The sequence below is a fragment of the Deltaproteobacteria bacterium genome (assembly GCA_026388415.1).
Taxonomy (GTDB): Bacteria; Desulfobacterota; Syntrophia; order Syntrophales; family JACQWR01; genus JAPLJV01.
Genome location: JAPLJV010000029.1, coordinates 1 through 19,665 on the forward strand (window position 1 = coordinate 1; position 19,665 = coordinate 19,665).

Below are 19,665 nucleotides of genomic sequence, written 5' to 3' on the forward strand. Positions count from 1 at the left end.
AGCTTACAAGGCTCACCTGCACTCACGCTTGGCGAATCGAATTTGTCGGGTTTTAAAAGAAATCCCCGCGCAATCCCCGACCATCATCTTCGACAAGGCGAAGAAAATTCGATTTCATGAGCTCTTTTCTGACAGACAGGCAATCAGCATCAACGTGGCCGCATCCAACGACGGGGGCAAGATTCCTAATCATTTGATTGGCAGTAAACTGCGCGAGGCAATCAACGATAGTTTTCAACATCACCTGAAAATCACACCTAACCAAAGTTCCTGGGGCGCCGCCATCGGGATCACCGGCTACTTCCACAACAAACGCCTGCTGGTCAGTGTCGATACTACCTTTGAGAGCCTTCACAAGCGAGGATATCACGTTGATGGCCATCCGGCTCCTTTGAGTGAAACGCTCGCCGCCGCACTACTTGCGGTCTGCGAATACGACGGGACCACGAGTTTCCTGGATCCCATGTGTGGCAGTGGCACGATCGTGGTCGAAGCCGCCCAGATTGCGACCAACCGGGCCTCTCTGATACACAGAAAGAAAGGCGGGTTTGGGTTTGAGTATCTGCATGATTTTGATGCAAGGCTTTGGCAGAACATTCGGGACCAGGCGCGTGCGGCTGAGCGACCCGCGAAAGTACAAATATTTGCTTCTGACATCGAGCCTCAATTTGTGGAGATCGCTCAAAAAACCATCACGAAAGCTCAGTTGGAAACCGCTGTTCAGCTTGAGACAAAAGACTTCTTCAGGACAGATAAACCGGCTGAGCGCGGGCTCCTGATTGCCAATATCCCTTATGGCCTTAGAATGACGGGGCAAGACGTCAGCGCGGAATTTTTGCGATCCATCGGTGACCACCTCAAAAATCACTTTAAAGGGTGGCGCTGTGGGATTCTCGCTCCCGCTTCATCGCCGCTAAAGGAAATCGGACTTAAGCCTAAAAAGCAGGCGCCGTTTACGAATGGCGCCTTCCCCGTCAAACTTGTCATCTTTGATATCTATTGATCTTGATTGGCGCCCTGGGGACTTAAGGATCAGCCACTGAAGAGGTACAAGCAAAGTTCTGCTTGAAAGGCGCAGGGGCTATTGGCTCATCTTCAGGCATTAGAAAGCGATAAATAAATAATCTGACGAAAACTGAAATTATGGAAAAGCTGCTGAAGCTATTGCAGTCGGACAGGGAAGTGAATTTCTTGCTGTCACTGGAAGAGAAAGACCTGACGACGCTGCTGATAGCCATCAGAGAAAGAATCGAGCCGATAAAGTAGGTGTCGGCGGCGAACTTGCTTCCACTTTCGGCTTACAATCTTTTCATCTTGAAAATATCCGTGGTTCGGCAGTAAATGTCATTATCGCCCATTCTTGCGATTATCTTTGCCTTCAGAGGATCAATTTTTCCTTGGGTCAGGACATTATCCTTAACGTGCACCATAAGCACTTCGCCGAGAATGATCGTGCTCCTTGTAGGTTTGTGGCCAAGTTCCAAGATCTGTACTAACCTGCACTCCAAGCTGATTGGTGCTTCAGCTATACGAGGCGATTTAACCATCTCGCTTTTCAGGGCAGTAAGTCCTACTTCCTTAATTTCATCGATCCCGGGAGCATAAGCTGCCGCAGCCTGATTCATTGCCTCTGCCAGATTCTCATCAACCATATTAACTACAAAATCGCCTACCGCTTCTATATTTAGAATGGTATCCTTTTTCTTGTTTCCACGTCGGCCAGCTCCAAAGGCAACTATCGGCGGATTTAGCGTTAAATAGTTGAAGGCACTAAAGGGAGCAGCATTATATCGCCCTTCAGCATCAACTGTCGAAATGAATGCTATTGGTCTGGGGGCGACAATGCTAGAAAAAAAATTGTGCAGCTCTTTTCCATGAAGCGCCAAAGTTTCTATCTTCATATTTTCCCCCTGCAAAAAATACCATCATGAAACGACCATTGTCTAAATGGTCGTCACCGGCAAGATTCTATAGCGATACTTTTTCAAACAATCGGAAGGTCAGTCTTTGGTATAAAACATTCGTCAAATATGACACTAGAATTGTTGACATATCAGGGACTGATCTTCCGTTGATATATTCTGTCCTTTACGCCAGCTATTTCCTATCAACCAAATCCTTCAGCTCTTTCCCCACCTTAAAGAACGGCAGCTTCTTTGGCCGCACCTTAACATCTTTCCCTGTCCTGGGATTCCTTCCTGTATATGCCTTGTATTCCCTCACCGTAAAGCTTCCAAAGCCTCTGACCTCAATACGACCTCCCTTTTTCAGAGTGTCGGCAAATCCGCTGAAGATCAGATTAATTGTGTCTATTGCATTTTTATCGGTCAGTTGTTCTTTTGCGGCCAGAGCTGCGATAAGGTCTGATTTTGTCATTACGGTAGTCTCCCTGAAATATTTAATTATCTTGATTTATTGTGAATGATATGACTATGTTGACCTATAAGTCAATAGAAATTGAGCTTAAATGTTCCATACCGTGTAGCATAGATTATTCATGGGTATCCATAAAAGTTCTGTTTGTCAGGGGGGGAAAGGGGCAAGAATGCGTTACAGATTGCTTGTGCTTCTTTTAGCCGTATGTTCCTGTCTTTTCAGCCCAGGATGCACATATCGAGCATGGTATGAAGGATTTCAGGAAAGACAGCGCATGGAATGTAACGAAAATCGTAGCCAGAGTGAAATTCAGAAATGCGTGGATAGAGTGAATGGCACGACCTATGACGAATATGTGAAAAGCCGGGAGGCGGGTAAGAAACAGTCCCGGTGACGTGAAAAACAATACCCGAAGGGAGATTGGCATGTACAAAGTGAGCGTGATGTATCCGAACCAGAAAGATTGCCATTTCGATCTGGAATACTACCGCACGAAGCATATGGCTCTTGCGGAAAAGCATTTGAAGCCCTTCGGCCTCCTGCGGACAGAAGTTCTGCGGGGCATCTCAGGTGGTGGCGGTCAGCCAGCGCCGTACGTTTGCATCGGCAACCTCTATTTCGACTCGGCCGACGGCTATGAGAGAGGCGGCGCAGCCTCTGGGGGTGTTTTGCGCGCAGATATTCCCAATTTCACCGATGTGGCACCCATTCGCCAGATTAGTGAAATTCTAACCGTTGGTTGACGACGGCAGCAGATAACCGCTCTTAATTCCTTCAAATACAAAGACGCGGGGCGGCTGATCGAGCCACGCCATTGAATGCCGTTTGCAAGGTTGATTGTAAAAACATGACAGCCCATTGTAAATTTTGAGATCATGGGATCGTCTTTTTCAGTGGTAGTGACCTTCACCGAATGAAAGGATCCCTGTGTGGGGAAGAAAGTGAATTTATGGCTCGCTTGTGTGACAGAATAATCAACTTTATCTACCAAAAAGCAACCATGCGGGGAGAACATCACGGTCTCTTGACCGTTTTGGGAGGTCTCTTTTTTTCCGGTGCGATCCTTTTCATTATCTTTCTGGCATTGTTATCCGACAAACTGCTGGGCTTGCACGCATGGCCATCCTCGCCGTCAAACCTAATTCTGTCCATTCCCTTGCTTGCGGCCGGAATCTGGCTTTGGCTATGGTCCGTGCTGATATTTATCAAATCGAAAGGCACGCCGGTGCCTCTCAGCCCGCCCCCGAAGCTTGTTGACACCGGACCTTATCGCCACTCGAGAAACCCCATGTTATCCGGTGTATTCCTTATGCTTTTCGGCGTCGGCTTTCTGTTTCAATTGCTCTCGTTGGTCATCATATACACGCCGCTGTTTATAGTGCTTATCTTTCTTGAATTCAAGATGATTGAAGAGCCGGAACTCGAAAAGCGGCTAGGCGCAGCCTATGTGGAATACAGGCAAAAGGTCCCCATGTTCTTCCCGTATCCAGGCCACGGCAAACATTGATGCTCTTGAAAGGACGCTAGCAAATACAAAGCGAGAGTTTGGGAGGTTGGCCTGGATCAATGATAACGGTTTGAAAGGAGGCGTGCGGTTCCCCGTTAATTTTGGCTTCAGATTGTGATACGATAAAGGGAAATAAAAAAAGACCATAGAGAAGGGAAAAGTGTTAAAGGGTAGCTTATACATAAAGTATTTTATTTCATACTCGGCAATGATTCTTGCCGTCGTAATCGGTGGAGGATCACTTCTTCTTTTCGGAGTATTTCTCCTCATCGGACCCATTCCCGTCATTCGCTTTGACTTTTCGGAAAACCAGATTCTGCTTTGGAACGCATCCCTCTCTATCCTGTTCTTCATTCAGCACAGCGGAATGGTACGCACGTCGTTCCGGACTAGGCTCGTTCATATCATACCGCCCCATTACCATCCGGCCATCTATTCCATTGCATCCGGCATTGCACTGTCAATCGCGGTTCTGCTTTGGCAACCGTCGCAAACGGTTATAATTCATACCGAAGGCCTCCTCCGCTTGGTAGCTCAGGCTATCTCGGTCCTTGCCATTATTGGCTTTTCATGGGGGGTGCAGGCGCTCGGAAGCTTTGACACATTCGGACTGGTCCCCATCAAGGTTCATCTGCGCAGCAAGCAACTCCGACCCCCAGTCTTTGCCCTTCGCGGTCCATATCTCTGGGTCCGCCATCCTCTCTACTTTTTCATGATTGTCCTCATTTGGTCGGCCCCTGACGTAGGTTCGGACCGCTTGCTTTTCAACATCCTTTGGACTTTGTGGATCGTCGTCGGCTCATTCCTTGAGGAAAGAGACCTTATCGCCGAATTCGGGGAAAAGTATCACCAGTACCAAAAGACCGTCCCAATGCTTTTCCCGCGGCGGTTTCCTCTGCCCTGGGGAGGGGATAAATGGCTGCCATAGAATCATCTAAGTTTATCATCAATAATATTATACAAATACAAGTCGTTAGTTTCAACCATGATCTTCGTTTATTCAATACGGCTTAAAACGCGCAGGTTCTGAAAATTTATTCCATTGCACAGGTGCAAAATTTAAGGCTTTTTAAATATGATTTAAGAAAATGTATGAAATGATAATAATAGCGTATATTATCTACATGTTAGAAAGCGCATTGCATCTAATAGTAGTGTAGCCGGATTGGAATTGCGGTGAGGAATACCATTTATAAGCAGTTATTAGGAGGTTTCACATTTCCACGATAGAGAAGATACCGAAGGATAATCTTCGGGACGCTGAAGATGAAGGCCGGTGGGGGATTCCGTGAGAGGCAGCAGGCCTTTAAGAGGATCGTGGGGCTTGCTGAAGTTTTTCGATTAGATCACGAATGGCTCGAGCGTCGTTTTTGAGATGCCCATGGCTCACAATGGGGTTGCTTCCTCCCACTGAATCAATCCGGATTTCGGACCATATCAAACCTGTTTGGATATTGACCGAAGCCACTTTGGAGATCGCAATGCTCTCTTCGTTGGAACCGAAGAGTCGTGGCTTAATCCGTGAAACCCGGTTTTGATTTATTTCAATACGTACTGGGAAAAGCAGGTTGCCTGAACTCAACCGGCTGGCGGTGAATACATGGTTATCGTCAACCATCGCTTCCTCCTTTGGTTCGATAATTAAATTGATAAGGCATCGTTTTTCACGGTGAGAGTATATGGGGAAGGACATCGTGTGTCAAGATGAGTTTGACCGCAAATCTGGGATGCGGTATCGGTGATCATCTTCCGGAATAAAAAGACGGATGGTAGGATCTTACCATCCATTTTCCATTTCCCCAAAAAGCGAACTGGGGGGCACGCTTCTTATCTGGCGATGTGTTACCGTTTGAAAGTAAATTACCTTGACAGGAACCATAAATATTTATAGCTTTTCAAGCGGGAAAAGATAATTTCCCCCGCAAGGATTTATTATGAGGAAGTTTAAGCATATCCACTGGGAGTCAAAGTTTTCAGTTCATGTTGACGAGATTGATGCGCAGCATCAGAAGCTGTACGATATCACCAATCGGATGGTGGATATCTACAATAACAATCCTGAAGACTGTTTAAATATCATCCACGAACTCGTTGAATACGCCGTCATTCACTTTCGTACCGAGGAGAGAATCCTGATCAAATGTGAATATTCTGCTTATGAAGAACAGTTTCGTGCCCATGAGAAATTTTATGATAAAGTGGATGTATTACTGCGGGACTTTAAAAGACAAAAAAAAGGATTATCGCTGGATATTGTTACTTTCTTGATTGACTGGATATATACGCACACAACTTCTATGGATTTGAAAATAGGCGAATATATCCTAACATGTGGATATCAGAAATAAATCAAGCGATCTCATTCCGCAAATTTATGACTCAGGTAATTCCTCAGAGGACAACGACACAGAAATTGCTTCCCGTTCAAAGATGAATCCCGAAATTCGCATGACAACCATTCTTCCTGACACTGAATAAATTCGCCATTCACAACATCTTGAACCTTGCAAATGTTTTCAAATCGAAGGGATGATATTTTTCCGGGTGGGGGTGGCACTGGGAAATTGTCTTTAGAAAATATTCAATAATTTTAAATATTGAAGGGATTTTTTGACGTGCCTTCCCCCCATTTTTCCCCCAATTTCTCACCCAGGGGTAGATATAGGATATAAATTCCGTAAATAATCACAAAAAAAGGGTTAACCATTTCATTGGATAACCCCTTGTTTTAATAATTGGTAGCGGGGGTAGGATTCGAACCTACGACCTTTGGGTTATGAGCCCAACGAGCTACCGGACTGCTCCACCCCGCGTCATCCTTTGTTTTCTGCGCTGACCTATAGAGAGAAGACGCTCATTTGTCAAGGATTTATTTCAGGTATGGTCTGCTAAATTGCTTCCAGAACGCTGTAAACATCAAGCCGGCGTTCAATTCCCTTTATGGGAGGCAGGGCAACTATCTCCGCTCGGACGCGCTGTTGAACAAGGCGATAAGTGTCTTCACAGATCAGGATTTGATTCACTTTCGCCAGGCCCTCCAAACGGGAGGCCAGGTTTACGGGCGGACCAAAAACGGTATATTCCTTCTTTCTCGACGAGCCAAAGATCCCGGCCATCGCCACCCCCGTACTGATCCCGATACCGATTCCGATTTGGCGGCCCGACCCGCCCGCCTTCTCGTTCATAATTTCCATCGTTTCTCTCATTTGCAGGGCGCTCATAACGGCCCTGATCGCATCATCTTCATAGGCTACGGGGGCTCCAAAAACGCCCATGATGTTGTCGCCGATATGCTTGTCCAGCGTGCCGTTAAACTCGAAAATGATGTTGTCGAGGGGCGAGAAATAGCGATGGTTCAACATGTCGCCCAAGTCTTCAGGTTCCATTGTTTCCGCCATGGCAGAGAAGCCGCGGATATCAGAAAAGATGACGCTCACCATTTGCCGGCGGGGCCGGATATTATTTCCTTCCCGCTGCAACTCCGTGATGATCTGATCGGAGACAAATTGCTTGAGGCGCTTCTTGAGATTATACTCCCGCACCTTGGCCTTTAATTCGCTATTTTCAAAGGGTTTCGTAAGAAACCCGTCAATCCCGGCATTGACCGCCTCAATCGCGCTTTCCATCGTCGCGTAGCCGGTCAACATGATCCGGGTAATTTCAGGGTTCAGATGGCCGATAGCCGTGAGTGTTTCCAGCCCATTCAAGCCGGGCATCTTATAATCAGAGATTACCGTTTCAATCGCCCGTCCATTGTTACCGACGATATTGATGGCCTGTTCGCCGTTTTCGGCCAGGAGGACATTGTACCCGTCTTTTTCCAAGACCTTGCGCAGAGATCGCCTTACGCCTTCTTCGTCGTCAACAACTATCAGGTCAATCATGCCTCTCTCCTGTGGCAGGGTAGTTCGATGATCATTGCTGTTCCCCTGCCCTCTTCGCTCGTCACATCAATGCTGCCGCCATGCAGTTTAATAATCTCGTGGGAAATATAAAGGCCAAGTCCGGTGCCCTCGCCCACCCCTTTGGTCGTAAAAAAAGGTTTGAAAATATCCTTCTGCTGTGCCGTCGGGATGCCCTTGCCCGTATCCTGGCAGGTGATGACGACGCCATCCCTTTCCTGACAATAACTTGTCGTGAGGGTGATCCTGCCGTGGCCGTTCGGCAGGGACTGGATGGCATTTTTAATCACGTTGATAAACACCTGCCCGAGATTGGCAAAATTTCCTTCTATTACCGGCAGGTTTTCATCATAGTTTTTTTCGATCTCCACGCGGAGATATTTATACTGGCTGTATAGAATCCTCAAGGCGTCATCTATCGCCAGATTTACCAGCACCGGTTCGACGTACACCTGCGTCTGGCGGGAAAGGTCAAGCAAACTCCGGACTATATCCCCCATGCGTTTCAGTTCTTTCAAGGAAAATTTAAGATCATCCACTACTTCAGCATCCGATAACTCCGCCTTCGAGATGGTTTCCAGGCTGCTCTGAATAAGGCTGGAGGCACTGGACAGAGGATTATTCAGTTCGTGAGCGGCGCCGGCTACCAATTGTCCGATAGCGGCCAGACTTTCCGACTGAACTAACTGTTTTTGCGTTCTTTCCTTTTCCTCCAGAGTTTTACGCAGCGACGCTGTTCTTTGCACCACCTTCCGCTCCAGATCAACATTCAATTGCTCGATCTCTTCATAAGCATGGGCATTTTCTATGGCCGTCACGCTTTGATTGGCAATGGTAGTCAAAAGTTCCATATCTTCATGAACAAAGAGTTCCCCTGATTTTTTTTCACCCAGCGCAATCATCCCGACCAACCGCCGGCCGGAAAGCATCGGGATGACCATGGTTGCCTGAAGAAGATTGAAGAATTGAAGGTGCTGCTCCCGGAGTTTATGATCCGGCGTCATCCGCTCCACGGCAATTTTGCTTAAGGGCGCGGCCGTTTCTTCAAGAAAGTTAACTAAGGGATGGTTGCGGTCGAAAGTAATCCCTCCCAGGACATCCTCCCCTGTTTCTTCTTCGCTGTAAGGAATAAAGCGCGCCGTGCCGCTATCATAAAGAAACAGAAAAATGCTGCTTGTCTGCAGGGTTGAGGAAATGGAATGCAGCAAAAGTTCCCTGATCTGGTATAATTTTAAAAGGGTGGCCATTTCACCGCTGATTTTTTTGAGCAATTGCTGGTAATCGTAGCGTCCCCGAAAAAACATATTGTCAATGACCCGCCGCACCTGCTGTTTGATGGGATCAAAGAGGAGCACCATGAGCAAGGCCAGAAAAAAGGGAAGAAAAATGCTGTTTCCCCCGGCGAGCGGCAGGTAACTGTTGATAACATAAATAATGGCAACGTAAAATAACGTCAGCAAGACCGTCAGAATAAAATAGATCGTACCACGACGGATCGCGGCGCCGATATCGAGGAGATCATACTTCAAGACGCCCAGAGCCAGAAAAATCCCCGGAATAAAACTGAAATTGCCGGCCGGATAAATAGCAAAACCCAGGACGGGTAGAATATTTAGAATAAGAAGCACAATACTGAGTCCAATGCCTCCCAGGATGTACTTAATCCTGTTTTTCAGCTCGTTATTCCGGGCCTTCCTGATGGCAAAAAATAAAGTAATAAAACAATAACCTACGGTAAGACCGGCAGCAACCGCAAAGGCGCGATAGATTGGCCCGGCCTGCGCAATGCTGCCAAAACTGTATGTATTTAAACCACTGATAAACAGGGAGGAGGGGGTAAAAAAGAGGAAAACCAAACTGCAGAAATAGGCCAGATACTCCAGCCACTCTCGTCTTTTAATGCCGATAAAGGCATGCACAAACTGGATAAAGACGGGCAGACTGAAGACGAAAAAAAAATAGGTGCCCCTGTCCACTTTAAGGGCCACGCTCTTGTCAACGATCAGGGAAACTAAAGCCACGTCGGCATTTATAAGGGCTCCAAAAAAACATAAGCCCGCAAACAAGGTGTTGGCGGGATTTTTTCTGCCCCGCATCAGCGAGATCAGCGACAGGAAAAAGAATACTAAGCAACCAAGTATGGGAGGAATCGCGTAAGCATACGAAGTGGACAGGTAATGCGGCATGTGCCCGACCCTTCTCCTTCTAACACGCTAACCCCGATAAACGGGGTAAGAAAGCTCACGAAATTATTTCCTGCCAAAAACGCAGAAAATAATTCCTAACTTTCAAAATACAAATACGGCCAAGGCAATGACGGTCGTATATCCCTGATTCTTAACGATGCTGGACTGTGTTATATTGCGCGTGCTGACGATCTTGCCGCTTATTTTAAATATCTCCTTTTTTTCATCCCAACTCTCATCAATATTGAAATCAATACCTAGCGTGGAGGCCAGCATGGCCGCCGCCAGATCTTCCGCATAATCGCCTGCCTGTCTTTCCGTCTGACCGAAGGAATGGTGCTCGCTGATGTAACCGTAGGCATTCTTGTCGGTCGGAATGGCGCATCCCACCGAGGCGGCCAGCAGCCTGCGCGGCTCATTGCTGCAACAGCGGCTGAGCACGCAGTAGGTGATTGCGCCCGGCTGCAATGATTCCAGACCTCGCGCCTTGGATATCACCTTGCAGTGCGGCGGCTGGATGCTGGAAACCTGCACAAGGTTACACTTTTCAATGCCGGCGTCCCGCAGTGCCAGTTCAAAAGAATGGAGTTCCTCCTTGTGGGTGCCCACGCCTTTGGTAAAAAACATCATTCTGGGAACAAATACGCTCAATTTCCCCCATCTCCTTATATGTTAACTGTATCCGGCGTCAAATAGCCCATCAGACGATAGACCAGCTTGGCCGCCAGAAAATCGGGGGCCACCAGGCCGGGCACAGGCGCCAATTCGACCACATCAAAACCCCTGATCCGGCGCCGCCGTGATAACTCCCTCAACAGGCTTATAACATCCCTCCAGGCCAGCCCGTCCGGCTCCGGCGTTCCTGTAGACGGCATGATAGCCGGATCGAAAACATCCAGATCTATAGTTACATACACATCACCGGATAAATATTCAAGAACCTTTTCCTGCCAGCTCTTATCAGCGCGAATAGCATCAACAGTCAAGGTCCGCACCGTGCCGGCAGCCATAAAAACGGCCTCTTCGACACTCATACTCCTGATGCCAACCTGCACCAGCGGGCATATTTCGACAATCCGGCGGGCCACAGCAGCGTGACTGTAAGGACTGCCCTGATAGGAATCCCGGAGATCTGCATGGGCGTCTAATTGCAGGACCGATAGCGCCGGATATTTTTCCTGCATAGCCTGCACCGCACCAAGAGATATACTGTGCTCGCCTCCCAGCATGACGGGAATTTTACCATGCACAAGGACGCGGGTTATCTGCTCGCGTACCGAGGCAACCATTTCCTCGGGACCACGGGCATCCGCCGCCAGGGGGACAAGGGTATGGATGCCGGCCAGATAGGTTTCTTGTCTCAACTCCTCATCATAGAGCTCCATATTCGCCGAGGCGTCCAGTATAGCGCCCGGACCACGTCGGGAACCGGACTGATAGGTAGACGTCAGGTCATAAGGAACGGGGACGACCACGAATTTTGCGTCTGCCAGGGATGAATGGGAATCTATGCCGCCGTAATTCATATTTATCTCACTAACATACTCACGTCTATCTGTCCAGTTCTACGCTCAAAAGCGCTTCTGCGGCAGCCGGAAAGTAGAGAGGGTAAAATTGCCGTCCTCATAGCAGAGATAAGAGTAGTGCCGCACCCAATCGCCCAGAAGTACCAGTGTCCTTGGGGCGCCGTTTACCGTAGATGTTTCCAATAGATGCCGATGGCTGTGTCCCAGGATGACGGCATCAAAACCTTCCCTGAATTTCCTTTTGGAAAATCTGCGCATTTTCTTCGCCAGGGCATGGGTAGTTTCTGCCGTCAACTCTTTACTCGCCCGGGAACTCACCTGGGCAATTCTCCAGAGTAATGCGATGGGCGTGGCCCGTTGCAGTTTGTATAAAAAACTGCTCCGGAGAAATTTTCTCAGCAGCAAATACCTCCGGTTGCGTTCGTCAACCGTGTCACCGTGAGAAATTAGAACACGACGACCTTCCAGATTGATAGTAGCCCAATCCGTTATCACCTCCACCCCCAACTGGCGCGCAAAATAATCGGCCAGAAAGAAATCATGATTTCCTTCGCACAGGTGGAGCCTGATGCCGCGCTCTTTCAGCTCCGCCAGCATTTCCACGATGTCCCGGAATTCCGGGTAAATGAAGCCTCCGGCGGAAAACCAGAAATCAAAAAAGTCCCCCAGGATATAAAGGTCATCAACGTCGGCTATGTTTCCCTGCCGGCCTTTAATATCACCCTGTCCGAGACTTGCTTTACCGTTCCCGTTAGTCTTTCCACGCAGGGAGCCCAGAAATTTCACGAGGTTCTGGTAACCATTCGTCTGTCGCGTGCGGAGATGGGCATCGGATATAAACAATATCTTCATGTTACAGGCAACCTGCTGAATTAGTAGATTTTTACCGAGATGCGTAAAACATCATCCAAGGTCGGCATCACATAGCATAAAAAGGCCGGCATCAAAAGACAAAAATAAAGCGATTGACCAAATACATAGCAATAACAAGGGAATCATCGCTTACTTAAGTTATTGATGCCCAAGCGCATGGGAACCATTACCGTAAGCAGGCAGAGCAATAAAACCAGCGCAAAGGAACCGATGAGCCACAGCCATTGCATAAAACTCATGGCATGGCCCCGGACTCCGGCCATGAAGAAGGTATAGACGGGACCGGCCTCCAGGACAATGACAAGACCGATAAAACCGGCGCTGAAAAGCATAAAAAGCAGCCCCCCGAAACTTGTTACGGCCTGAGCGGGGTTTTCCGACCTGAAATCAGGATACATAGCGCCCAATCCCACCCCCAGGGCGACAATCCCCGGCACCATAAGCATGATGGTCGCCGTGGAGAGCCACATCATGAATACCGTCACATGCAGCAGGATATTGGTGGCCACGATGAGAATCTCGGCCAGCACCAGAAGAGGGACATAATATACAAAAAATTTTATCCAGAGGAAGGAGCGGATGGAAATCGGCGCGGCTCTCACAATCCAGAAGGATTCACCTTCAAGGCTTACGGCCGGAAAAACAAACCGCGCCGCCACTGCCGTCAGGACAAAGGCCGCCAGGCCCATATTCAAAAAGGCAATAACGTTCTGCAGGTAAATGGTCTTGAGTGGAGATTTATCGAGAGGCAGGACGGAAAAATTGTACACATAGATCACAATCAGCGCCGCCAGCAGTAGAAGCTGCGGCCACTGGGTCTGATCCCGAAAAAAGGTCTTTATCTCCTTGATGATGAAGGCCCGGGGCGCTTGGGGCAGCATTTTGACGAGGGTGGACAAGACTCCCGCTTTACGTCCCGAATGGACTTTAATGAGCTTCTCCGGGGCTGTCTGGGCCTTGGAAAAGCCGGTAAAGTAACATCTTTGGGCCGTCCAGTAGGCGATGAAAATCAAGGTTATGGCAAAACTCCACGCCAGAGAAAGGTGAAAAATACCGGCCTTCATATTTCCCACCAGAGCGGCGTGCAGACCGTCGTAAACCCAGGTGGTGGGCAGAAATGGCGAGGCGGGCGTGGAAAGGGAGCGGAAATACAGCAAGACGGAGGCAAAGGCCTCCGGGTCCACAAACTGCTCGGGCCTCATCAAACGAAAGGCCACAATGAGAATCAGGAATAAAATCAAGCCGAGAAAAATCAAAAGTGATCTTATCCTGCCAGCCGGCAAAAGCAGTCCGGCAATCATAACGCACCAGGAACTCAGGGCGGAGGCAATCAGGCAGAGTGGTAGCAGCGCCAAAATAACGGTGGCATAAAATGAAATACCCCCCTCATAAACGATTCCGTACGACAGGAACACCGGCAGACTGTAAACGATGACCATCCAGGAACTGTCAATAGTGCTTTCCACAAAGCGGGCCAGAAATATCTTGGCCGACGGCAAAGGCAGGGAATGCACGAGGATCAGGTCGCGACTTATGTATAATTTGGCCAAAGAGGTGATAATACCGCTGAAGATCAGGAGGGCAAAGAAGGTCATCAGGATCATGGCCAGGAGTTTATAGGCCAGAATATCGCCGAACTCTTCCACGCCTTGAAAATATTTGAGGATACGGTAAAAAACGAGAAAGGCGCCGGCCCAGAAAGCCAGACCAATGGTACCCATCAGCAACCATTGCGCATGGCGATTGCGGGATGATTTCCCGGACCGGCCTTTCTGGAAGGCCCAGTAACGTGGCTTGAGCAGGACGATCAATTCTCTCATGCCGGAATTTGTTCCTCCGTAAGCTTCAGAAAGACCGCCTCCAAATCCGCATCCTCAAAGCCGGCCGTCTTCTGGAGATCGTTTGTTGTTCCCATTGCAATTACAGCGCCGCGATTAATAATGCCGATGCGGTCGCAGATGTCTTCGGCAACCCCCAGACTGTGCGTGGACATGAAGATCGTTTTGCCTTCCCGGGCCTTGCTTAGCAGCAGGTCCTTCACCATTCTGATGCCCGTGGGGTCCAGGCCAACCATCGGCTCATCAACGATAATCACGCTGGGGTCATGCAGCAGGGCCGCGGCAATGATCAGGCGTTGCTTCATGCCGTGGGAATAGCTTTCTATCAGCCCATCCGCCCAGTCCCGCAGGGAAAACATCTGTAAAAGTTCCATCGCCTCGGCGCGGATTCTATCGTCTTGCATACCGTACAGATCAGCAGAAAACCTCATGAACTCCCAACCCGTCAATTTTTCGTAGAGAAAGGGCCGGTCGGGGATAAAGCCGATCCTTATCTTTGCTTTTTCCGGCTCCCTGGCCATATCAATCCCGTCAATCAGGACCGTTCCTGCCGTCGGCGCCAGAACCCCTCCCATGATGCGGATAGTCGTTGTTTTGCCGGCGCCGTTGGGACCGATAAAACCGAATATCTCCCCGGCAGCGACAGAGAGGTTGATGCCGTCCACGGCCCAGAAACGGCCATACTGCTTTTTGAGATTTGCCAATGTTATCATCTTGTTACTCCGCTATCGGCATTATTTTTCGAGGTGTGATAGGAAAGGTTCACAATTTTCAGATTCAACCGGCCGACCAGTCCCAGGAGGTCCATCTGTCGCTCGGCCGGGCCACGGACAAATCTGATGTGCGTAACATCGGCGGGCATCTGCCCGAATACGGCATCGGCTGTCACCCAGCCATCCCCCAGATACAAGGCGTTCCAGGCATGGTAGTAAAACCTCCCGCGCAGATAAACGAGTCCCGCCTCCACCTCGGCCGGAATGCCGGCGGCGCGCGCCAAAGCCGCCAGCAGCACGGCATGCTCGTTACAGTCGCCCACCAGATTCTTCAGGGTCGAAAGGGCATCCGGAACGGACAGTACGGGCCTTTTCTTGACATTCCGGTACACCCAGTTCACCAGCTTTTTTGCCTTTTGAGCATCGCTGTCGTCGGCAGAAACAATTTCTTTTACCTTGGCTACTATCAAGGGGTGGTCGCTCTGAATTAGCGGGCTGGTCTGAAGCGACGCATGCAGCGCCGTCTGACCCGGCCTGATTGTTCCCTTGCCGCTGACGACAGGCAGTGATTCCCGGCGTATTATCAGGATGTCTTTTTGCAGGGACTGCCGGTCGCCAGTAAGAAAAAAATCCCCTTCACCCAAATTACCCAGCCGCACCTGTAATTCCTGCACTGACGCGGGATCGGCAATTGATTTATTGGCCGGGATAGAGGCCAGCGCCGTTAAGTCGGCGCTTCCCGCGCGATCAATTCCCGCCAGGGCCTCCTGCCGGCTGGCCTTTTCCAGGGTAATGCCCAGGATGCCCTTTTCCCGGATAACGACGCCATCCTCATCCAACCAGGCAAATTGCCTGGCGCCCATGAAGTCAAGTTTGAATTTCCGGGTCCGCTTTTTCTGGCCCTGATGCAGGATGGTCTCGTCAATATCAGCTCGCGTTACCACCACCGGCCGATTGCCCATCGTTACAGGGTCAAAGACTTGAAAAACTCGCTTGGCGCCGGGTTTCAGATCAGTCATACGCGAAGTTTCATACAGACCAGCCGCCAGACGCAGCGGTTCCTGAAGAACGATTTGGAGTTTCTTTTCTTCCCCCGGTGCACCGGCCTGCAAGGTAAGAATATTGCCCTGGACAGAGCCCCGGGCGACAAAGCGAAACAGGCTGGAATCAAGACCAAAATTGAAGGATGTCAAGTCCATGCGGTGATCGAGGTCTCCCCCGGTGTAGAAATGCAAGGCCTGCGCTACACCCATCGTATTGATGTGCAGCAGGACTTTCTCGCTCAAACGATAACCTGTCGCCGTAGGCTGAAGGTTGCGATGCGCATAGCCAATTTTCCTGCCGGCCTGGGAAATGATCAACCAGGTTTCCCGGGCAGGAAGGGCATTAACTTTCTTGACAACTTGGCTTTCCACGGCGGGAGTTCCATCAAAGAAACCAAGGCGAAAAGTTAGCAGCACGCAAAATAATAAAGCAATCGCTCCTCCGACAATCGGATACCCATTTTCTTTAAGGTTAATCTTCATCTTCGTCTTTATTATGCCCAAGAATAGCAACAGAATCTCACACGAGACGGGAAGCTTATTTTCGACTTTTTACAAAGCCATCAAATAATTTCTCTGACCCTGGCTACGGCCTGGGCCAGATTTCCCGGATTGGGTCCGCCCGCTTGTGCTAGGTCGGAACGTCCGCCGCCGCTGCCACCTACCAGCGGGGCCAGTTCCTTGATGATTTTTCCGGCCTGGTAACGCCCCGTCAAATCGCTCGTGACCAAGCACAGCAGCATGGCCTTGCCGTTGCTTTGGCTGCCCAAAAGGATGATGCCCGAACCAAGCTGATCACGCAGCTTGTCGCCCAAATCGCGCAGCGCCTTGGGATCAGGCGCTTCTACCACGGCCGCCAGCACACGGACACCGTTGATATCCATTGCCTGGTCGAGCAGGTCGGTCGAGTCCTGGGCGGCCATTTTCCCCTTGAGCGCGGCTATCTCCTTCTCCAGATCACGTTGGCGCTGGAGCGTTTTTTCAAGCCGGTCGGCTACCTCAAAGGCGCCGGACTTCAACAGATTGGCGGCACTCTTTAATTCGTCCGTCAGCTTGCCGACGTACTCGATGGCCGCCCGGCCCGTCACCGCTTCAATGCGCCGCACGCCAGCGGCAATGGAGGATTCGTGAGTAATTTTGATGAACCCGATATCGCCTGTCCGGGAGGCATGGGTGCCGCCGCAGAGTTCCTTGCTGATCTCGCCCATGGCAACCACCCGGACCACGTCGCCGTATTTTTCGTCGAACACGGCCGTCGCCCCCGTCTGGACAGCCTCCGCAATCGGCAGGACGCATGTGCTGACCGGGAAGTTCCCCCGGATAAAATCGTTGGCCAGTGTTTCGATGCGCCTTAAGTCTGCTTCCTCGATGCGCGAAAAATGGGTAAAGTCGAAGCGTAGCCGTTCGGCATTGACGAGCGATCCTGATTGCTTGACATGATCGCCCAGGACGGTCTTGATGGCGGCCTGGAGGATGTGGGTAGCAGAGTGATTGGCCTCGATGGCCCGCCTGTTTTCCACATCCACCTTGAGCAGCGCTCCATTGCCTACCTGCACGGTTCCTGATTGCACGGTGCCGATATGGGTTATAACGTCCTCCAGGGGGCGCTTCGTGTCGCTGACGGCAAAGATAAAAGCGCCGCCATCTCCTGCGATGACACCCCGATCCCCCACCTGTCCGCCCTTTTCTCCGTAAAAAGGCGTCTCGCCGGTAATGATCTCGCCTGCTTCTCCGGCATTCAACGCCTGTACTGGCTGACCTTTCTTCAGGATGGCCAGCACCCGCGCTGAGGCCTCCGTGACCCCTTCATATCCCACAAAGGCGGCGCCGATCCCCTGTCCCGAGAGTAGCTGATAATTTTCCGCCACCGTCTCTTCGCCGCTGCCTTTCCAGGATTCCCTGGCCCTGACGCGCTGAGCCTCCATCGCCAGTTCGAAGCCCTCCATATCAATGGCAAAGCCATCCTTCCGGACGATGTCGGCAGTCAGATCCGTGGGGAATCCGTGGGTGTCGTAGAGCTTAAAGACGATCTCGCCCGGGATGATGTTTTTTCCCGCGCGGCGCAGGATATCAACTTCCTCGGCGAGAATTTTCAAGCCGCTGTCCAAGGTTTCAATGAACCTCTGTTCCTCGTTCAGCACTACTTTTCTGATGTAAGCTTCCTTGTCGGCCAAGTCGGGATAGGCGACCTTCATCACTGCGATAACCGCCTGACACACCTCATTCAAAAACGGTTTATTGAGCCCCAGAATCTTTCCGTGCCGCGCCGCCCGCCGCAAAATCCGTCTCAGGACGTATCCCCGGCCCTCGTTGCTGGGCAGGATGCCGTCGCCGATGAGAAAGGTGACGGCCCGGACGTGGTCGGCAATAACGCGCATGGAGATGTCCGCTTCCTCGTCCTGCTTATACGAACGGCCGCTGAGGCGACTGATGAAACCGATGATATCCTGGAAGACGTCGGAGTCGTAATTGCTTTTCCGGTCCTGCACGACGGCAGCCAGTCGTTCGAGCCCCATCCCGGTGTCAATATTCGGTTTCGGAAGCGGTATCAGTTGTCCCGCACTGTCCCGGTTAAATTGCATGAACACAATATTCCAGATTTCGAGGTAACGGTCGCAATCGCATTCGATGTTGCAGCTATCCAGTCCGCAGCCTGTTCCTTTCCCCTGGTCGTAAATGATTTCGGAGCAGGGGCCGCAGGGACCCGTGTCGCCCATCATCCAGAAATTGCTGGCCTCTCCCATCCGCACGATGCGCTCCACCGGCAGACCGATTTTATCATGCCAGATTTGAAATGCTTCCTCATCGTCCCGGTAAATCGTAATCCATAATCTTTCCTTATCCAGACCGATCACTTCCGTCAGGTATTCCCAAGCCCAGGCAATGGCCTCATCCTTGAAGTAATCGCCGAAAGAGAAGTTGCCTAACATCTCGAAAAAGGTGTGATGCCGCGCCGTTACGCCCACATTTTCCAGGTCGTTGTGCTTGCCGCCGGCCCGGACGCACTTTTGCGACGTGACCGCCCGCCGGTAACCGCGGTCTTCCAGGCCCAGAAAAGAGTTTTTGAACTGCACCATGCCGGCATTCGTGAAAAGGAGCGAGGGATCATCCTTCGGAATCAGCGCTGAACTGCTGACCCGCGTGTGGCCCTTGCCTTCAAAATATCTTAAGAAACTCTCCCTGATTTCACTCCCCGTCATCTACCGTCTCCTCCCCGCTTATGGCCAGCACCTCAAAAATCAAGCCTGGCGGGAAACCTTTACCCATCAGGCTCTGTAATAGTCTTTTCTTTTCCAGGTTGTTTTCAGGAACGTATGTACGCCCCTTGCCTTTCTTCCCGAGCAGTTGCATGACTGCTGCTCGCTCTGTCAATTCTTCCCGTGCCAGGGCAAGGGCAGACTCGATGAGTTCCCGGGAAATACCCTTGGTCTTCAAACTGATCGTTATCCGCCGGTCCCCCCAGAGCCTGCTGACGGCAAGTGATCTGGCCAACTGCCCGGCAATGACTGCGTCGTTTAAATAACCCAGCTCCTGGAACCGGTGCGTGACGGCCTCCACCACGGACCCGTCGTACCCCTTCCGCCGGAGCTTCAACCGGAACTCCTTTTCGCTCAGCGGCCGGGCCGCCAGGATGCGATAGGCATAGCGCGTGGCTTTCTCCGTGGTAAGCTCGTCCATCAATTTATATCCCCGATAGAAGC

At 50.5% G+C, this 19,665-nt stretch carries 19 protein-coding genes and 1 tRNA gene; 6 read left to right on the top strand and 14 right to left on the bottom strand.

Features of this window, described 5'->3' with window-relative positions; all coding sequences use genetic code 11:
• Together NT140_06655 and NT140_06660 are read left to right on the top strand one after the other, a co-directional pair.
• On the top strand, positions 1-1,003 hold a 1,003-nt coding region (locus NT140_06655), incomplete at its 5' end, for a hypothetical protein (GenBank protein ID MCX5831551.1).
• 140 nt (positions 1,004-1,143) lie between these two features.
• Positions 1,144-1,266, top strand: a complete 123-nt coding sequence (locus NT140_06660) for a hypothetical protein (protein MCX5831552.1) — start codon at positions 1,144-1,146, stop codon at positions 1,264-1,266.
• A 32-nt stretch (positions 1,267-1,298) separates the two neighbouring features.
• On the opposite strand, the gene NT140_06665 is transcribed toward NT140_06660, so the two are convergent.
• Both NT140_06665 and NT140_06670 read right to left on the bottom strand, forming a co-directional pair.
• Positions 1,299-1,901: a flavin reductase family protein gene (locus NT140_06665; protein ID MCX5831553.1), complete on the bottom strand. Its 603-nt coding sequence runs from the start codon at positions 1,899-1,901 to the stop codon at positions 1,299-1,301.
• A 196-nt stretch (positions 1,902-2,097) separates the two neighbouring features.
• Entirely contained in the window at positions 2,098-2,376 is a 279-nt protein-coding gene (locus NT140_06670; GenBank protein MCX5831554.1) for an integration host factor subunit beta, read from the bottom strand.
• A 425-nt stretch (positions 2,377-2,801) separates the two neighbouring features.
• Here NT140_06670 and NT140_06675 point away from each other — a divergent pair, with 425 nt between their 5' ends.
• From NT140_06675 to NT140_06685, 3 genes are all read left to right on the top strand, one after another.
• Positions 2,802-3,119 carry an EthD family reductase gene (locus NT140_06675; GenBank protein MCX5831555.1) on the top strand — a complete coding sequence of 106 codons (318 nt, stop codon included), beginning with the start codon at positions 2,802-2,804 and terminating at the stop codon, positions 3,117-3,119.
• A gap of 206 nt (positions 3,120-3,325) precedes the next feature.
• Positions 3,326-3,883: an isoprenylcysteine carboxylmethyltransferase family protein gene (locus tag NT140_06680; GenBank protein MCX5831556.1), complete on the top strand. Its 558-nt coding sequence runs from the start codon at positions 3,326-3,328 to the stop codon at positions 3,881-3,883.
• Between the two features lie 160 nt (positions 3,884-4,043).
• Positions 4,044-4,811, top strand: coding sequence for a hypothetical protein (locus NT140_06685; protein ID MCX5831557.1), 768 nt, complete (start codon positions 4,044-4,046; stop codon positions 4,809-4,811).
• A gap of 378 nt (positions 4,812-5,189) precedes the next feature.
• Here the strand turns inward: NT140_06685 and NT140_06690 are convergent, their stop codons facing one another.
• Positions 5,190-5,501, bottom strand: coding sequence for a hypothetical protein (locus NT140_06690; protein ID MCX5831558.1), 312 nt, complete (start codon positions 5,499-5,501; stop codon positions 5,190-5,192).
• Positions 5,502-5,817: 316 nt separating this feature from the next.
• Here NT140_06690 and NT140_06695 point away from each other — a divergent pair, with 316 nt between their 5' ends.
• Positions 5,818-6,231 carry a bacteriohemerythrin gene (locus NT140_06695; GenBank protein ID MCX5831559.1) on the top strand — a complete coding sequence of 138 codons (414 nt, stop codon included), beginning with the start codon at positions 5,818-5,820 and terminating at the stop codon, positions 6,229-6,231.
• Between the two features lie 388 nt (positions 6,232-6,619).
• Here the strand turns inward: NT140_06695 and NT140_06700 are convergent.
• The 11 genes from NT140_06700 to NT140_06750 form a co-directional block, all read right to left on the bottom strand.
• Positions 6,620-6,696, bottom strand: a tRNA-Met gene (locus NT140_06700).
• Positions 6,697-6,771: 75 nt separating this feature from the next.
• Entirely contained in the window at positions 6,772-7,767 is a 996-nt protein-coding gene (locus NT140_06705) for a response regulator (GenBank protein ID MCX5831560.1), read from the bottom strand.
• Entirely contained in the window at positions 7,764-9,971 is a 2,208-nt protein-coding gene (locus NT140_06710; protein MCX5831561.1) for an ATP-binding protein, read from the bottom strand. Before NT140_06710 ends, NT140_06705 begins: the two co-directional genes overlap by 4 nt.
• Positions 9,972-10,073: 102 nt before the next feature.
• Positions 10,074-10,601 carry an arginine decarboxylase, pyruvoyl-dependent gene (locus NT140_06715; protein MCX5831562.1) on the bottom strand — a complete coding sequence of 176 codons (528 nt, stop codon included), beginning with the start codon at positions 10,599-10,601 and terminating at the stop codon, positions 10,074-10,076.
• A gap of 35 nt (positions 10,602-10,636) precedes the next feature.
• The gene (gene speB / locus NT140_06720; GenBank protein ID MCX5831563.1) at positions 10,637-11,497 is read right to left on the bottom strand and encodes an agmatinase; all 861 of its coding nucleotides are present in this window, start codon (positions 11,495-11,497) and stop codon (positions 10,637-10,639) included.
• Between the two features lie 45 nt (positions 11,498-11,542).
• Positions 11,543-12,349, bottom strand: coding sequence for a UDP-2,3-diacylglucosamine diphosphatase (locus NT140_06725; protein MCX5831564.1), 807 nt, complete (start codon positions 12,347-12,349; stop codon positions 11,543-11,545).
• Between the two features lie 143 nt (positions 12,350-12,492).
• Positions 12,493-14,190, bottom strand: a complete 1,698-nt coding sequence (locus NT140_06730; protein MCX5831565.1) for a hypothetical protein — start codon at positions 14,188-14,190, stop codon at positions 12,493-12,495.
• Positions 14,187-14,921: an ABC transporter ATP-binding protein gene (locus NT140_06735; protein MCX5831566.1), complete on the bottom strand. Its 735-nt coding sequence runs from the start codon at positions 14,919-14,921 to the stop codon at positions 14,187-14,189. The genes NT140_06730 and NT140_06735 overlap by 4 nt, the downstream gene beginning before the upstream one ends.
• The gene (locus tag NT140_06740; protein ID MCX5831567.1) at positions 14,918-16,447 is read right to left on the bottom strand and encodes a transglutaminase-like domain-containing protein; all 1,530 of its coding nucleotides are present in this window, start codon (positions 16,445-16,447) and stop codon (positions 14,918-14,920) included. Before NT140_06740 ends, NT140_06735 begins: the two co-directional genes overlap by 4 nt.
• Positions 16,448-16,527: 80 nt before the next feature.
• Entirely contained in the window at positions 16,528-19,164 is a 2,637-nt protein-coding gene (alaS, locus tag NT140_06745) for an alanine--tRNA ligase (GenBank protein ID MCX5831568.1), read from the bottom strand.
• A complete protein-coding gene (locus NT140_06750) occupies positions 19,151-19,642 on the bottom strand; it encodes a regulatory protein RecX (GenBank protein ID MCX5831569.1) in 492 nt (163 codons plus the stop codon). The genes alaS and NT140_06750 overlap by 14 nt, the downstream gene beginning before the upstream one ends.
• Positions 19,643-19,665: the final 23 nt, after the last annotated feature.

Bases quoted from the DNA above. Each gene is read 5' to 3' on its own strand.
- NT140_06680 (MCX5831556.1), top strand. From the start codon at position 3,326: ATGGCTCGCTTGTGTGACAGAATAATCAACTTTATCTACCAAAAAGCA.
- NT140_06660 (MCX5831552.1), top strand. From the start codon at position 1,144: ATGGAAAAGCTGCTGAAGCTATTGCAGTCGGACAGGGAAGTGAATTTC.
- NT140_06670 (MCX5831554.1), bottom strand. From the start codon at position 2,376: ATGACAAAATCAGACCTTATCGCAGCTCTGGCCGCAAAAGAACAACTG.
- alaS (MCX5831568.1), bottom strand. From the start codon at position 19,164: ATGACGGGGAGTGAAATCAGGGAGAGTTTCTTAAGATATTTTGAAGGC.
- NT140_06690 (MCX5831558.1), bottom strand. From the start codon at position 5,501: ATGGTTGACGATAACCATGTATTCACCGCCAGCCGGTTGAGTTCAGGC.
- NT140_06735 (MCX5831566.1), bottom strand. From the start codon at position 14,921: ATGATAACATTGGCAAATCTCAAAAAGCAGTATGGCCGTTTCTGGGCC.
- NT140_06665 (MCX5831553.1), bottom strand. From the start codon at position 1,901: ATGAAGATAGAAACTTTGGCGCTTCATGGAAAAGAGCTGCACAATTTT.
- NT140_06695 (MCX5831559.1), top strand. From the start codon at position 5,818: ATGAGGAAGTTTAAGCATATCCACTGGGAGTCAAAGTTTTCAGTTCAT.
- NT140_06730 (MCX5831565.1), bottom strand. From the start codon at position 14,190: ATGAGAGAATTGATCGTCCTGCTCAAGCCACGTTACTGGGCCTTCCAG.
- NT140_06710 (MCX5831561.1), bottom strand. From the start codon at position 9,971: ATGCCGCATTACCTGTCCACTTCGTATGCTTACGCGATTCCTCCCATA.
- NT140_06725 (MCX5831564.1), bottom strand. From the start codon at position 12,349: ATGAAGATATTGTTTATATCCGATGCCCATCTCCGCACGCGACAGACG.
- NT140_06715 (MCX5831562.1), bottom strand. From the start codon at position 10,601: ATGATGTTTTTTACCAAAGGCGTGGGCACCCACAAGGAGGAACTCCAT.
- NT140_06705 (MCX5831560.1), bottom strand. From the start codon at position 7,767: ATGATTGACCTGATAGTTGTTGACGACGAAGAAGGCGTAAGGCGATCT.
- speB (MCX5831563.1), bottom strand. From the start codon at position 11,497: ATGAATTACGGCGGCATAGATTCCCATTCATCCCTGGCAGACGCAAAA.
- NT140_06740 (MCX5831567.1), bottom strand. From the start codon at position 16,447: ATGAAGATTAACCTTAAAGAAAATGGGTATCCGATTGTCGGAGGAGCG.
- NT140_06750 (MCX5831569.1), bottom strand. From the start codon at position 19,642: ATGGACGAGCTTACCACGGAGAAAGCCACGCGCTATGCCTATCGCATC.
- NT140_06675 (MCX5831555.1), top strand. From the start codon at position 2,802: ATGTACAAAGTGAGCGTGATGTATCCGAACCAGAAAGATTGCCATTTC.